Source organism: Photobacterium iliopiscarium (assembly GCF_003026395.1).
Classification (GTDB): Bacteria; Pseudomonadota; Gammaproteobacteria; order Enterobacterales; family Vibrionaceae; genus Photobacterium; species Photobacterium iliopiscarium.
In genome coordinates, this window is sequence record NZ_PYOO01000001.1 from 360,508 (window position 1) to 375,802 (window position 15,295).

A 15,295-nucleotide genomic window follows, 5' to 3' on the forward strand; every position below is an offset into this window, starting at 1 on the left:
AATTGCGATTATTAAACAAGTAAGAATTAACGCGCTAAACGAATTAATGAACGTCCTAATAAACACTCTAATTCGCCAATACTTTGTTTGCCATAACGTTGCTCACAAAGTGTAAACAATCGCTCAATACCATTATGAGCAAACTCATGAGATGTTTCAGCCGAAGAAATATGATGAAATAACAATCGTAAAATTGCACGGAACTTTTCATCGTCTAATGCAGTAGACCAACTTGTTGCAAATACCTGCAAATCGCCAGTTAAATCCAACTTATCAACAAAGAGATGATAGATTCGTCCATCAAGTGCATGAGCGAAATCTTGCTTTTTAGGAAAGTGGTGGCTAATACCTGTTCTTGAAATACCCGTTTGGTTACTTAGGGTGGTATACGACATTTTGTCATAACCTAGGGTCAGTATTTGCTCAATCACCGCATCCATAATAGTCTGAATGGTGATCTCTGTGTCTTCTTTACTACGCTTGGGCATAATGCGTTGACTCTGTTCTAATCATTTTATGCAACGATAATACCCTTAACACAGAATAACCATGTCAAGAATATTGGTTCACTGTAGTATTACAAAATGTTTTTCGCTTAACTAGGGTTAACCCATATAATTAACGATTAAATTTTCTGGCACGTTGTTCAATGTCACGATATAAAATTTTAGTCCAATAAGGTTGCGTGTTGGCCGCAAGCAATTTACCTTTTCTTGGATCATGAGGACTAATCAAGACTTCTATATTATCAATACCGGTTCGCTCGGCTAATAAGAATAATTCCTCAATCGCATAATCCCCCATCGCTAAACATCCAACAGAGGCTTGCTTACCATGAATAAAAATATTACTACCCGGTGAGGTGCGTCCTTCTAATTGCGCATATTTTCGATCAAACGCATTCGGATAATTAAGCTTCATTGATAAATGGTAACGACTATTTGGATTCAATAATGACACTTGATAAACACCTTCCGGTACTTGTTTATCACCTTCGCGCATTTTTGGCCCCGTATGCCCACTCATTTTTTGTATCTCATAACGTTTAATATAAGACCATTTACCCTTTTCTTCAGCCCACAATTCAACACTTTGTTCTTGTTTCATCGCAAATAAAGCAATGTTTTGTGGCGGGTAAGTTAACCCAACATTATCAAAATACCGTTTTAATCGCGGCTCAACAAAAGGGGAATAACGATTCATAACATCATTAACAGTACGACTACCTGTCGGCGGATATAATGCATACGTTGATGATGGTATATACAATGATTCTGCATCTGCGTAACTGATTGATGTTAACACTAGCATTAATGGACAAATAACGTTCTTTAGCACACGACCCTCAATGATAATTTATCTACACACACAACATTGCGGTAATTCACCAACAACTCGCCATCAACTATGGCTTAATCCTGCTAGTTTACTCGAATTACAGTTTAAACAACCACCAATTTATACTGACTTATTGATGAAATCGTAAACTTACACACGAGTCGTGATCTAACTCTTTAAAATCTTTACAATAGCATCTATAAATTATACTTAATTAAAAATGAGACAATTTTGCATACGTTAGAACAATTACGCTCAGGCCAACTTAAAGGCGCTACACATTTAGCGTTAAGCGAACAACTGACTCAATTTCCAGAAGAGATTCTCACCCTCGCAAGCAGCTTAGAAGTGTTAGATCTGACTAACAACCAATTAAGCCATTTACCTGATAGTTTCAGCCAGCTAACAAAATTACGTATTCTTTTTATTTCAAACAACTGCTTTACAGCATTACCAACGATTTTAGGCTGTTGTCCTAATTTAGAAATGATCGGCTTTAAATCCAATCAAATCACTACTGTTGAAGCAAGTGCACTACCTAGAAAATTACGCTGGCTGATTTTAACCGATAATAAAATAACAGCCCTACCTGAAGCACTTGGCGATTGTATTCATTTACAGAAATTAGCACTTGCGGGTAACGCCTTAACCGCGCTCCCCCTCTCAATGCAGCGATTAGTTAACTTACAATTAATTCGATTATCCGCAAATGCATTAACTGCATTTCCAGACCAACTATTGGATTTGCCAAAATTAGCATGGCTTGCTTTTTCTGGTAATCATTTCAATCGTCATCAACAAGTGACTAATTCACTGCCTTATGTTGCTTCAAGTGATTACCAGCTAGATAAAGTATTAGGACAAGGGGCTTCTGGGGTTATCTCTTTGGCTCAATGGCGCTCTAACCCACATCAACTAGATAACGAGATTGCGGTTAAAGTATTTAAAGGGCAAGTTACCTCTGACGGTTATCCGCAAGATGAATTAAATGCGTGTTTAAAAACAGGTACACACCCCAATTTAGTGGCATCATTAGCACAAGTGAGTGAACCCAATTACTTAGCCTTAATAATGGCTTTAATTCCCGCGCATTATCATAATCTTGGATTACCGCCAACATTCGTTACTTGCACTCGTGACACATTCCCTGCTGAATTTACACTGTCAATTGCAGCAATAGCGACAATTGTTAAACAAATGACAGCAGTAATTAGCCATATGCAAACACAAGGTGTCGCTCATGGTGATATTTATGCACATAACGTATTGGTTGACGACAATGCTAATATTTTAGTGGGTGATTTTGGGGCGGCATCTATTTATGATGATTTAACCATTGAGCAGCAACAAAAAATTGCCACTATTGAATGGCGAGCTGTCGGTTACTTTATTGAAGATTTATTGTCTATTTGTCACAATCAAGATCAACAAACAGCGCAATATCAGCAACTACACACTCAAGCTCAACATTATATTACTGCTTAATTATCATTATTATTCTCTTTAATACTCTTACTCAATTTATCAATATCACATAAGACACATAAATTGAGTAAGTTAAACACCCAATCCCCCATACATCAATATAAATACAAGTTATTATAATTCAAGTAGTTAATGTGAAATCATCTTCTTACAAGCCATTATAATACGCATTTACTCATATCATCTCGCTTGACTATCATGAACATAACAGCTTAAATTTAACATTATAATAACACGAGTAATTATGGTCCATTTATCAATCGGAGTGCTTATGACTCAATTGCAAACACCTGCTGATATGATCATTAAATGGGCCAACGAACGTCCTGACGATGTTTATCTAAAGCAAATTATCAATCGTCAATTCGTCAATTACACTTATGCAAGTGTTGCGGATAAAGCTCAACGTTTAGTTACCGCATTTCAGAAACTCGGCATTCAACCCGGTGAGCGTATTGCGCTAATTTCTAAAAATTGTGCCGAATGGTTTATCTGTGATTTAGCCATGATGTTAGGCGGTTATGTTAGTGTACCCATCTTTCCCACTGCGGGGGCAGATACCATTGCTCATTGTATTGATCATAGTGATGCAGCATTAATCATTATCGGAAAACTAGATAACCCAACAGCCGTCAATGATGTCATAGCCAGCCATGCTACAATCCCTACGATTGCCTTGTCTTACCCTGGCACACCAACATGTCAATATCAATTCGACGACCTTATTGAGCAATACTCACCAACGACTGAATGCCGAACGCACCATGATACGGACTTAATGTCGATTGTTTATACTTCAGGTACATCAGGCATGCCTAAAGGGGCAATGTTAACTTATGGCGCTTTTGTCTGGTCATCACAAAAAATTATTGAGCATATTGGCTTAAAAAGTAATGAACGGTTATTTTCTTATTTACCATTAGCCCATATTACTGAACGCGTTTATATCTTTGGATCTTCGATTATGTCAGGGTTACAGGTTGCCTTTCCTGAATCTCTCGATACCTTTATTGATGATGTAAAAATGCATCGTCCGACTATTTTTGTTTCTGTACCCCGTTTATGGACCCTATTCCAACAACGGATCCAAGATAAACTGCCACAAGCTAAATTAAATATTCTACTTAAAATCCCATTCGTTTCGACATTAATTAAACGTAAATTAGCCCAAGGATTAGGATTAGATCACGCACGAGTTCTCGGCTGTGGATCCGCTCCTGTATCAGCGGGCTTATTATCTTGGTATGAAAGTATTGGGCTTAATATTACCGAGGCGTGGGGAATGACCGAATCATTTGCCTATAGCACCCTCAATCATCCTTATCGTAGTGATAAAATTGGTACTGTCGGTAGTGCAGGCCCCGGTATTGAATTAAAAATTGCAGCAGATAAAGAAATTTTAGTACGCAGTAAAGGTTTATTTAGTGGTTATTATAACAATCCACAAGCAACCCAAGAAAGTTTTGATAATGACGGCTGGTTATATACAGGTGACATTGGCAGCTTAGATAATGACGGCTATTTAACGATTCAAGGCCGTAAAAAAGATACCTTTAAAACAGCTAAAGGCAAATTTGTTTCACCAGTGCCGATCGAAAAACGCTTAATGGATCTGGGTCATTTTGAAATGGTATGTTTAATCGGCTCAGGAATGGCCGCGCCTATCTTGTTAGCCATCGCTCATCGCTATACTGAATTCGATCAATCTCGCTACGATAAAAAACTCCAAACTATTATTCAAACAATAAATACAGAGCTTGAATCACATCAAAAAATCAAAGGCGTACTGATGATCAAAGAACCGTGGAGTATTGAGAATGGTATTTTAACGCCGACCTTAAAAATAAAGCGTCATATTTTAGAACAACAATATGCAACACTTGATGATGACTGGAATGATGGGCAACTAATAAAATGGCAATAATAACTATTATATTCAATGTAAATATTAAGTACTAAATCCAATAATAAAATAGGATTTTAGTACTTAAATAAATATTCTTTTATTTTTCACCAGCTTTAATACTTCCCGTATTAAGCCATTCAACCATATTAAAATATTTTTCAAAAACACGATACATAGCAAAAAGAGGTGTCGTAATTTCGCCTTTCTCATTATAACAATAAATAAAGTTATTCGCATTTGACCGTTTTTTAGCAGAGAAAAAAACTGCACGATCTTTATCTATATTCAAAAAAGCATCAATATCACTCTCATCACACAAATCACGATCAGACATGGTAAAGAATAAGTTATCAAAGTTGACACGCTGCTTACGACGATCCCACTTTTCTTTTGCTAATGCAAAATCTTGATCATGAATAAAATGGATCTCGATATCATCTAAATGTGCCACAACATAGCCACATTTACCTGCATACTTTGATTCAGGAACTTCGACAAGCTCTTGTGAAAAATAGTATTTTAAATTCTGACAAAATTTAATGTAACAGCTAGAATAAAAGAAACAGTCAACTGTAGGTGAGTTAAATGGTTGATCTAAATCACTACAAGTAATACCACCAATACAATTATTAGAAATAATACTAAAATTCTTATTTGTTAGTTTTTTCTTATGCTTTTCATTTACATAAGAACGATAAACTCTAAATAACGTTCTTTTATAAACGTATGCTATAACTCGTTGAATCATTGATTATCCCTTGGGCTTTCTAATATAAAACAGTTGGTGGCTATTATTTATTATATAAATAATAGCCACATAAAACAAACAAATAATATAGTTCAATTTTATATACTTAATTTAAAAACAAACAATTCTTTTATATATAACAAAAAAATTAATTGTTTATATAATTGTTATTAATACAACAGTATTATCATTATTGCTTAAAAAACATATAAAGCATCCTGACGACTATGATAACTCAGCCAAAGTATATAATACTTCTACTATTAGCAATGATTTAGCATTATGTTTAACTAGCGTATTGAATATATTATAGTGTTAAACTAATAATTATATATAGCATGAAACGTATCATAATAAGAAAAATACTTCATCTCATTGTTGGTATCATTCATCATTATATCTATTCAATTAAATATAACTTAATATTAAGCACGATTTTATTGCTACTTACTCTCTAACTATTATAGACGCAAAAAATCCTCACATTTCTGACAAGAATTCGTTGTGAAGTGGACGGGACTTGCCATTCCGAAAATCAGCGCGACCAGCGTAATAAACTGACACCAACTACATTCATTACTTACAGCGAGATGACAAGCTAACCACCGTCATTCCCTACAGCGAGGTTACGAGCGGCGATAGGGAATCTATCTTCCGCACTTTGTAGAGTAACTATGCTCATTGATGTTTTAGCGGATGTTCACTGCTGTTCTTAATGCTCAAACACTCGATAAATAGATCACGGATAGTTCGTGCCTCCCTTTCGAGATGCTGGATAATAATCAGCAGGTATTCACTGTAAAAAATAGCCATAGAATAGATGCAAAAAATCCTCACATTTCTGACGAGGATTCGTTGTGTTGCGAAGTCGACGGGACTTGCCATTCCGAAAATCAGCGCGCCCCCCATCATGACCGCTCGGTAATCATAGCCAAAGGAGATATTACGTTCTATTAATTATGATTTAGATAATCCAGATGCAAAAAATCCTCACATTTCTGACGAGGATTCGTTGTGTTGGCGGAGTGGACGGGACTTGCCATTCCGAAAATCAGCGCGCCCCCCATCATGACCGCTCGGTAATCATAGCCAAAGGAGATATTACGTTCTATTAATTATGATTTAGATAATCCAGATGCAAAAAATCCCCGTCATTTCTGACGAGGATTCGTTGTGTTGTGAAGTGGACGGGACTTGCCATTCCGAAAATCAGCGCGCCCCCCAGCATGACCGTTCGGTAATCATAGCCAAAGGATATATTACGTTCTATTAATTATAATTTAGATAATCCAGATGCAAAAAATCCCCGTCATTTCTGACGAGGATTCGTTGTGTTGGCGGAGTGGACGGGACTCGAACCCGCGACCCCCGGCGTGACAGGCCGGTATTCTAACCAACTGAACTACCACTCCAATTCTGTATGAAACTCGATTACATCAAATTTCTAGAATGTGGCGGAGAGATAGGGATTTGAACCCTAGATACGCTATAAACGTATGCTGGTTTTCAAGACCAGTGCTTTCAACCGCTCAGCCATCTCTCCAATGCCGCGCATAATAGCGAGGTTAGCTGATGCTGTAAAGCTAAAATTTAAGGAAAAAGATCAACAGCTTATTTTTTGCACTATCATGCTGGTTTATGATTTATTTGAGTATAAAAAAGGCCGACAAATTGTCGACCTTTGAGAGTTACAAATAAGTGTTTACTTTATTTTTCAGCAGCAATCACAGAGATTTCAACTAATAAAACATCACGAGCCATACTTGCTTCAACACAAGCACGAGCAGGCGCATGGCCTTCTGGTACCCAGTTATCCCACACGGCATTCATCTCAGTGAACAGACTCATATCTTTAATATAAATAGTCGCTGATAACATATGCTCTTTGTCACTGCCGACTTGTTCAAGTAAAGCTTCAACTTTATCAAGCATCGTCTGTGTCTGCTCGGTAATGTCTTTAGTTGCATCAGCACAAACCTGACCACAAAGATAAATAGTACCATTGTGCTTAACAACACGACTCATACGGGCTTTCGTTTCTTGACGCTCGATCATAATGCTCTCTCTGATTGGTTTAAATAAGTGAGAAACCCACACTTAATCCACTCACAGTAGCAAATAATTTTACTTTTTTGTATTTTATTGCAACTAAATTTTAATTACTTAGTTAATGAATCTTCTAAACGTGCTTTCCAGATTGCCATCGCTAAAGCAGGTTTACGTAAAACTTCAGGTGTAGGGATCCAACCGTGCTTAATTTTAGCAAACACATCAAACCGTTCAGCTGTTCCCGCCATTGCTTCAGCAACCACTTTACCCGCAATATTCGTTAGTCCGACGCCGTGACCGGTATAACCGTGTGCAACATAGATATCATTGCCTAGATGATCGATTTGCGGCATATAAGAACGAGTAACTGCAAACAATCCGCCCCAATGGTATTCCATCTTCACGTCAGCAAGTTGTGGGAACACGGTGATCATGCGCTGGCGTAGACGCTCACTTGAATCGCTGTATTCACCGTTAAATGGGTGATTAACACCACCAAACAGAATACGACCATCCGGTGTTGGGCGGTAATAATCAAGGCTGTTATTTAAATCTGACATTGCCATCATATTACTGATAGGTTGACGATCGCCTAATTGCTCAGTAACACCAATGTAAGATACAACAGGCAGCACAACGCTCTGTGCTTTACGATGTAATCCCTCAAGGTACGCATTACACGCTAATAGCACTTGCTTTGCTTTAACCTGACCTTTAGGCGTATGGATAATATGCGGGTTGCCTTTATCCAATTTTACCGCTGGGGTATTTTCAAAAATAGTCGCCCCTAAACCTAATGCTGCTTTTGCTAAACCTAAGGTGTAATTCAACGGGTGCATGTGAGCACTGTTTGAATCATACAGACCACCTAAATAGCGTTCAGTATGCGCAACTTGTTGAACTTTATCTTTATCCCACCAGCTAGCACTTGGGTAATCATAACGACTTTGTTTTAAGTCATACCAAGATTTTAGTTCTGTTTCTTGGCTTTTTTTCAACGCAAGTTCGATATAACCTTGTTGAAAATCACAATCAATATTAAATTTCTCGATTCGATCACGAGCAATATCAACCGCTTCACAAGAGAGATCCCACAGTTGTTTGCCCCACTCAGGTCCGTATGTTTCATCAACTTCACGTAACCCTAGGCAAAAACCCACTAAACACTGGCCACCATTACGCCCAGATCCTCCCCATGCTAAACGTTGTGATTCAAGCACCACAACAGAAAATCCTTTTTGACGTAATTCAATCGCGGCATTTAGCCCCGTCATACCACCACCAATAATACAAACATCAGCTTCAATTGCTTGATCTAGTAGCGGTTGTTCAGGTAACGCATTAACGGTTGCTTGGTAGTAACTATCGATATATTGACTGTTGATTGACATTCCAATTGCCCACAAAAAAATACAGGTTAAAAATCGCGCGGATAATGTCACGAGTCTTATGGCTTCACAAGCAATTTATTACTGTGACTTAGCTCATAATTTAGCTTAATTGTTTTTGACACTAACAAACTTCTGTCTAATATCCGCGCTCAGATCTGACTTACCTGGTCAATTAGGAATTAATAACATGAAGAAAATATTCAAAGGGGTGACCACACTAGCATTCGCACTTTCAGCATTTAATGTTTCGGCAGCAAATGATGTGCTTAACGTTTACAACTGGGCGGAATATATGCCAACAGATGTAATCAAAGCCTTTGAGAAAGAATATGATGTCACCGTCAATTACTCTACATTTGATAATAATGAATCGATGTACACCAAGCTTAAGCTACTTGATAGTAAAGGCTATGATGTTGCATTTGCATCGACGTATTTTATTGAGAAAATGGCGCGTGAAGGCATGCTTGCAAAGATAGATAAAAGCAAAATGCATCACTTAAATGACATTTATTCTGGTCTAATGAAACAACCATTTGATCCTAATAATGATTACTCTTTACCTTATGTATGGGGTGTCACGGGGATCAGCTACAATGCAGAAGTGATCACATCTGATCAGGTAACAAGCTGGAAAGATCTATGGAACACAAATTTCAAACAACAAGTGATGTTACTTGATGATGTTCGAGATGTGTTCGGTATGGCATTGCGCGCTCAAGGTCATAGCATCAACAGCACCAATGAGGTCGAAATTAAGCAAGCTTACGAAAGCTTACTAAAGCTACGTCAAAATGTTGTTGTTTACAATTCTGATGCGCCTCATGTCCCTTATGTCACAGGGGAAGCGATGGTCGGAATGCAATGGAACGGTAACGCTTTTATGGCAAAAAAAGAGATGCCAGAGCTTAAGTTTGTCTATCCAACCGAAGGTGCTATTTTATGGATGGATAACTTTATCGTCCCTAAAGGTAGTGAGCACAAAGATCTCGCATTTAAATTTATCGACTTCTTTATGCGACCAGAAAACCAAGCTAAAATTGTCGAAGAATTGGGTTTCCCAGCACCTAACAAGCAAGCAAAGCAATTTTTACCAACTGAATTACAAAATGATCCAATGATTTTCCCAACTGACGCGCAAGTCAATAATGGTGAATTCACTGATGATGTTGGTGACGCTGTGAATATTTACCAAAAATATTGGCAGATGCTAAAAAGCTAATCATAAAAAAGGCTACAGTTAATCATTAACTGTAGCCTCTCTAGTTTTATAACTAACTCAAAAAATCAGTTCATCACTAAACCAGCAGCATTTAATTGCGGTAATAAATCAGCAACCGCACGTGGTGTGTTCCAATCAATATGAATTAACATTGTTCCCATCTTACGACATGCTTGTGGTAACACTGCATCATGAAACGCGTCGATATCACTGATATAACCGAGATCTAATCCCATTTCTTCTGCACGTCCACGCTGACGCATACGGCTATAAGCTACTTCAGGATCAGTTTTTAAATAAATACAATAATCAATGGTTGGATATTGATTAATTTGGCTGATCAAATGCTGGTAGCACGCCATATGTTTCGCAATATCTTCAGCGGTGCTGTTGTAATTGGCAATACAAGCGTGAGTGAAGACTAAATCACTAAGTAAAGAACGTTCAATAATATAGACACCTTGAGGATCTAAATTATTCAAAAGTTCAGCGCGCTGAGCCGTGATGTAGCACTGGAAATTACTGCGGGCCTCGACGTTAAAAGGGTCGCTAGTAAACTCACCTAATAAATGTTGAAATTCAGGATCAGAATCTACTGGTTCCAAAATAGCAGTTGCATTTAAGGCGGCAGCTAATTGAGGGAGTAATGTCGATTTACCAGCACCGATATTACCTTCTACACATATAATTTGGGGCTTATCCAAGAACTTTTCCCTCTGAAGACTTATAGACAGAGAACCACGCAGTGATGCTCTTAACATTTGCTGATGCAATAAACCCGACATTCTGAAACTAAACGTCACAAAAGACCATGCTTTATCTATCGTTTGACTATTTAAAAAGCAAAATACAGCATTTTAATTATTATATTGTATTGAAAACAATTATTATTATCGTATTAAACCATTTCAATTAAAGATTAAAGCCATTAAAAACAATAAATTAGAACAAAAACAACAATTAATTTTAAATGGAAAAATTCAAAGGTAAAACATTAGCATCGTGATAACATTCCCGATCTATTTACTGATAGGAATGACATGATGTCGTTTGAAGCTGCTGTCACATTCTTTGTTTCTATTTTTATCTTTGCAATTACTCCCGGTCCTGGTGTATTTGCAATTCTTGCCAAAGCGATGGTTGAAGGTCCTAAAAAATGTATCATGATGGCATTAGGCATGGTGGCAAGTGATCTGCTCTATTTACAATTAGCTTGCTTTGGCTTAGCGACCATCGCTGACAATTGGTCAGACATATTTTTAATTATTCGTTATCTGGGTGCTGGATATTTAATTTATCTGGGTTATAAGATGATCACCGCTTTTACCCACAATCAACCCATTTCTAATCAACAAAAATCACAACAAACGCCACTCACCAGTTTTAGCCATGGTTTTTTGATTTCAGCGTCTAACCCTAAAGTCATTTTATTTTATGTGTCTTTTTTACCGACATTTATTGATTTAACCCGCTTACATGGCAGTGATCTTATTCTTATTTCTGTCTTATCTTCCATCGCATTAATGACGGCAATTATGCTAGTGGCTTATGGTGCATCACGCTTAGCTAACGTTATTAAAACGCCTATAGCACAGCAACGGTTAAATAAAACAGCAGGTAGCATCATGATTGCGGCAGGGGCGTATTTAGCCGTTAATAAGTAGTTGTTTGATTCGCAATTAACTAACCTTGTGTCATTCTCGACAACAAGGTGACGAACAACCACCCGTCATTCCCTACAGTGAGGTTACGAACGAGATAGGGAATCTACTTCCCACGTGTCGTAGAGTGACTGTTTTCGTTGAGTTTTAACGTATGTTCACTGCCGTCTTTAATACTCAAACACGTGATGAATAGATCACGGATAGTTCATACCTCTCTTTCGAGATGACGGATAATAGCCCGCGTTATTATCTGTAGTATTGTACGAACGACATTCATCGTCATTCCCTACAGCAAGGTGACGAACAACCACCCGTCATTCCCTACAGTGAGGTTACGAACGAGATAGGGAATCTACTTCCCACGTGTAGTAAAGTGACTGTTTTCGTTGAGTTTTAACGTATATTCACTGCCGTCTTTAATGCTCAAACACGTGATGAATAGATCACGGATAGTTCGTACCTCTCTTCCGAGATGACGGATAATAACCCACAATCATTTAGCATAGAACAGATGCAAAAAATCCTCACATTTCTGACGAGGATTCGTTGTGTTGTGAAGCGGACGGGACTTGCCATTCTGAAAATCAGCGCGCCCCCCTGCGTGACAGGCCGACTATTGACACTTATGCCATCATTTATCGCATCTAACATTTATTATCTAGGTTTTGAAACTCCAGATGCAAAAAATCCCCGTCATTTCTGACGAGGATTCGTTGTGTTGTGAAGTGGACGGGACTTGCCATTCCGAAAATCAGCGCGCCCCCCTGCGTGACAGGCCGACTATTGACACTTATGCCATCATTTATCGCATCTAACATTTATTATCTAGGTTTTGAAACTCTAGATGCAAAAAATCCTCACATTTCTGACGAGGATTCGTTGTGTTGGCGGAGTGGACGGGACTTGCCATTCCGAAAATCAGCGCGCCCCCCAGCGTGACAGGCCGACTATTGACACTTATGCCATCATTTATCGCATTTAACATTTATTATCTAGGTTTTGAAACTCCAGATGCAAAAAATCCCCGTCATTTCTGACGAGGATTCGTTGTGTTGGCGGAGTGGACGGGACTCGAACCCGCGACCCCCGGCGTGACAGGCCGGTATTCTAACCAACTGAACTACCACTCCAATTCTGTATGAAACTCGATTACATCAAATTTCTAGAATGTGGCGGAGAGATAGGGATTTGAACCCTAGATACGCTATAAACGTATGCTGGTTTTCAAGACCAGTGCTTTCAACCGCTCAGCCATCTCTCCAATGCCGCGAATAATACCTATCATCACGGTAGCTGTAAAGCTTTTTTTCTAAAAAACTATAATATTAACTAATTCAATATCAATTATTAACCAAAGCCATTAAAAAGCGATCTTTATGGTTATAAAACTAGCTTTTTCATATTGTTATCTTTTTATAAAAATGGCTTATACAAAATGAACAATGGTTTGAATTAACTTGGTTGCTAATTTTGCTGTTTGATTTTCATAATCATATTCAGGGTTTAATTCAGCAATATCGACAATTTTCACTTTGCCACTTGCCATAATATGTTTAATCGCCCATTCAACCATCGATAAGCTCACCCCATGCATGCGCGTCATGTTCGCTCCAGGGGCAATCGATGATGAAAACACATCAAGATCAATACTCAACTGAATACAATCAACATTATCAATAAAATCGTCTAGCTGTGCCTGAACATGTTTTTTATTGCGCGTGGTCATTTGATTATCAAGTAACCATTGGCAACCAAGATCTTCTGCAAGTTTAAACATCGCTTGTGAGTTTGCATGATCACAAATGCCAAGACCAAGAAAATCAAAACTACGTTGTTGTTCTTTGCTATAACACCATGCAGCATGAAAGGCAGATCCCGCACGCAATGATAGTGATGGTCTTAGTTCAAAATGCGCATCAAAATTAATCACGCCGACTCGCTGTGGTAACAATTGTGGTTGCTGATCTTCAGTAATCATCACTGGGGCTGATTTTGCTTCAGCACTAAAATCAGACAGTGCTTGATAACTAGCAATAGAGATCTCATGCCCCCCCCCAAGCACAACAGGGAAATGACCATCATGTAAGCAACGCAATAATAATTGGTGCTGTCGTTGGCTAACGGCAGCAAAACTATGATCATTATTCGTTTGTTCTATATCACCCGCATCATAAAAAGGTAATTTTGTTTGAGCATGCGTATGAGGCAATATACGTCGAATACTTGCAGGGCCTTCTTTCGCACCTTGTAAACCACGTCCCCAATCAAGACTAAGATCAGAAATGACACCAACAAGCATAATACCGGGTTGGTATTGCTGGGCATAAGGGCTGATGAGCGTATGTTTACGATGATATAGCATCGGTTTTTGTGGCTCATTTTTAAATAATTTTTTTAATTGATCAACTAACATACGCCAATCTTCCCTATATTTCATTGCACAAACAACACATGCTAGTGTTGTGGTGGTAATGCTCTTGCTGCTTGTAATACACTCATTACAATTTTATTTTTACGGCTATTTATACGCTCAGCTGGCGCCATAACACTAACCGCACCCACAACCTTATTACCTACAAATACCGGTGCACTCACACCAGAAACACCTGCATCAATTTCAGAAGTACTGATCGCAAAACCATCTTGCTTAATCAAATCTAATTCGGCGATCCAAGTATCTATCTGTGTTTGTTCGGTAATGTCGTAATGCTCTAAAATCGTTAATTGGCGGGCTAATGGTAAGTAAGCCAAAATAACTTTAGCCGATGCACCACGAATCAATGGCTGACTTTGGCCTTTTTCATAGCTACAACGCAATGCATAAGGACTATCAATACTATCAACACAGAGTGCATTAAAACCGACTGCGACCATATAAGCTGACATCTCGCCAGTTTGCTGTTGTAGCCGTTTTAAAATAGGTCTTACACCATCGGGTAACGGTGAATTCATTTCAAAATTACGTTGAAGTTGTAATGCCGCAGGGCCAGCACTATAAGTATTTTTTCCATGATTTTCTTCAATTAAATTCCAATCACGAAGCAAGGCCAAATAGCGATATAAACTACTTATCGGCATTTCCATTTCGATACTGAGTTGCTGTGCTTGTAGCGGTATATTTGACGCAGCTATATGAACAAGCACTTGTAACAGTTTTTCATTAGCGCTGAGTGAATGAGTCACAGATAAGTTATCTCTAATTTGTGTGATGATTATTTGTAACCAATTATAGCGCGAACAACAAGTACTATTCTTATATTGTAAGAAAATATAGGATTTATTTGCTCTGTTTTATTACATTACGAGAAAATATACTATATTTGAAATCTTTATCTCCAAAAATAACTATCACAATTAGTCTTTTTCAAGTTGGTTTATTATTTCAACGTAAAAATAAAAAATGTGCCTTTACTTAGCATAAATACAGATCTAACTAGCCAGAATAAAGGGGTACTGGTAAAATATTTGCATAATTGACCTTTTAAAACAGTA

At 38.0% G+C, this 15,295-nt stretch carries 12 protein-coding genes and 4 tRNA genes; 4 read left to right on the forward strand and 12 right to left on the reverse strand.

What is annotated here, in order from left to right; translation table 11 throughout:
- Positions 1–26: 26 nt before the first annotated feature.
- Positions 27–488: a TetR family transcriptional regulator gene (locus tag C9J51_RS01605; protein ID WP_045036261.1), complete on the reverse strand. Its 462-nt coding sequence runs from the start codon at positions 486–488 to the stop codon at positions 27–29.
- Between the two features lie 130 nt (positions 489–618).
- Positions 619–1,338: a L,D-transpeptidase family protein gene (locus tag C9J51_RS01610; protein ID WP_045039405.1), complete on the reverse strand. Its 720-nt coding sequence runs from the start codon at positions 1,336–1,338 to the stop codon at positions 619–621.
- Between the two features lie 231 nt (positions 1,339–1,569).
- Here C9J51_RS01610 and C9J51_RS01615 point away from each other — a divergent pair, with 231 nt between their 5' ends.
- Positions 1,570–2,823 carry a leucine-rich repeat-containing protein kinase family protein gene (locus tag C9J51_RS01615; protein ID WP_045039404.1) on the forward strand — a complete coding sequence of 418 codons (1,254 nt, stop codon included), beginning with the start codon at positions 1,570–1,572 and terminating at the stop codon, positions 2,821–2,823.
- 298 nt (positions 2,824–3,121) lie between these two features.
- Entirely contained in the window at positions 3,122–4,747 is a 1,626-nt protein-coding gene (locus tag C9J51_RS01620) for an AMP-binding protein (RefSeq protein ID WP_181314822.1), read from the forward strand.
- 79 nt (positions 4,748–4,826) lie between these two features.
- Here the strand turns inward: C9J51_RS01620 and C9J51_RS01625 are convergent, their stop codons facing one another.
- The 5 genes from C9J51_RS01625 to C9J51_RS01650 all read right to left on the reverse strand — a co-directional run bounded on the left by C9J51_RS01625 (position 4,827) and on the right by C9J51_RS01650 (position 8,917).
- Entirely contained in the window at positions 4,827–5,477 is a 651-nt protein-coding gene (locus tag C9J51_RS01625; protein WP_052667788.1) for a DUF1919 domain-containing protein, read from the reverse strand.
- Between the two features lie 1,335 nt (positions 5,478–6,812).
- Positions 6,813–6,889, reverse strand: a tRNA-Asp gene (locus C9J51_RS01635).
- Between the two features lie 40 nt (positions 6,890–6,929).
- Positions 6,930–7,020 (reverse strand) — tRNA-Ser (locus tag C9J51_RS01640).
- 164 nt (positions 7,021–7,184) lie between these two features.
- A complete protein-coding gene (locus C9J51_RS01645) occupies positions 7,185–7,532 on the reverse strand; it encodes a RidA family protein (RefSeq protein WP_045040002.1) in 348 nt (115 codons plus the stop codon).
- 104 nt (positions 7,533–7,636) lie between these two features.
- Positions 7,637–8,917 carry an NAD(P)/FAD-dependent oxidoreductase gene (locus tag C9J51_RS01650; protein ID WP_045036256.1) on the reverse strand — a complete coding sequence of 427 codons (1,281 nt, stop codon included), beginning with the start codon at positions 8,915–8,917 and terminating at the stop codon, positions 7,637–7,639.
- A gap of 187 nt (positions 8,918–9,104) precedes the next feature.
- On the opposite strand from C9J51_RS01650, the gene C9J51_RS01655 reads away from it, so the two are divergent.
- Positions 9,105–10,139: an ABC transporter substrate-binding protein gene (locus tag C9J51_RS01655; protein WP_045040001.1), complete on the forward strand. Its 1,035-nt coding sequence runs from the start codon at positions 9,105–9,107 to the stop codon at positions 10,137–10,139.
- A 65-nt stretch (positions 10,140–10,204) separates the two neighbouring features.
- On the opposite strand, the gene C9J51_RS01660 is transcribed toward C9J51_RS01655, so the two are convergent.
- Positions 10,205–10,843: a deoxynucleoside kinase gene (locus C9J51_RS01660; protein WP_045040000.1), complete on the reverse strand. Its 639-nt coding sequence runs from the start codon at positions 10,841–10,843 to the stop codon at positions 10,205–10,207.
- 339 nt (positions 10,844–11,182) lie between these two features.
- On the opposite strand from C9J51_RS01660, the gene C9J51_RS01665 reads away from it, so the two are divergent.
- Positions 11,183–11,803 (forward strand): LysE family translocator, encoded by a 621-nt coding sequence (locus tag C9J51_RS01665; protein WP_045036253.1) that lies wholly within the window; start codon positions 11,183–11,185, stop codon positions 11,801–11,803.
- A 1,053-nt stretch (positions 11,804–12,856) separates the two neighbouring features.
- On the opposite strand, the gene C9J51_RS01670 is transcribed toward C9J51_RS01665, so the two are convergent.
- From C9J51_RS01670 to C9J51_RS01685, 4 genes are all read right to left on the reverse strand, one after another.
- Positions 12,857–12,933 (reverse strand) — tRNA-Asp (locus tag C9J51_RS01670).
- Positions 12,934–12,973: 40 nt separating this feature from the next.
- Positions 12,974–13,064 (reverse strand) — tRNA-Ser (locus tag C9J51_RS01675).
- 165 nt (positions 13,065–13,229) lie between these two features.
- Positions 13,230–14,216, reverse strand: a complete 987-nt coding sequence (locus C9J51_RS01680) for a formimidoylglutamase (RefSeq protein ID WP_045039999.1) — start codon at positions 14,214–14,216, stop codon at positions 13,230–13,232.
- A 41-nt stretch (positions 14,217–14,257) separates the two neighbouring features.
- Positions 14,258–14,986, reverse strand: coding sequence for an IclR family transcriptional regulator (locus C9J51_RS01685; RefSeq protein ID WP_045036251.1), 729 nt, complete (start codon positions 14,984–14,986; stop codon positions 14,258–14,260).
- Positions 14,987–15,295: the final 309 nt, after the last annotated feature.